General features: G+C 53.4%; 1 rRNA gene. It reads left to right on the top strand.

The features are described from left to right. Positions 1–517: ribosomal RNA gene (locus FCN15_RS19080) — 23S ribosomal RNA — on the top strand; the annotation flags it as partial.

Below are 517 nucleotides of genomic sequence, written 5' to 3'. Positions count from 1 at the left end.
CTAAGTACCCTGAGGAAGAGAAAACAAGTAGTGATTCCGTCAGTAGCGGCGAGCGAACGCGGAAGAGCCTAAACCAAGAGGCTTGCCTCTTGGGGTTGTGGGACGTCTCACATGGAGTTACAAAGGAATTGGGTAGGCGAAGAGGTCTGGAAAGGCCCGCTAGAAGAGGTAAAAGCCCTGTAGCCGAAATTGAATTCCCTCCGAGACGGATCCCGAGTAGTGCGGGGCACGTGAAATCCCGTATGAATCTGCCAGGACCATCTGGTAAGGCTAAATACTCCCTAGTGACCGATAGCGAAGCAGTACCGTGAGGGAAAGGTGAAAAGCACCCCGGAAGGGGAGTGAAACAGAACCTGAAACCGTGTGCTTACAAGAAGTCAGAGCCCGATCTATGGGTGATGGCGTGCCTTTTGTAGAATGAACCGGCGAGTTACGTTCCCGTGCAAGGTTAAGGTGAGAAGCCGCAGCCGCAGCGAAAGCGAGTCTGAATAGGGCGACTAAGTACGTGGGCGTAGAC

Origin of the sequence: Paenibacillus pinistramenti, assembly GCF_005869875.1 — a bacterium.
Lineage (GTDB): Bacteria > Bacillota > Bacilli > Paenibacillales > Paenibacillaceae > Fontibacillus > Fontibacillus pinistramenti.
Note: the sequence above shows the minus strand (reverse complement) of the source record. Positions and strands in the feature narration are given on the sequence as shown.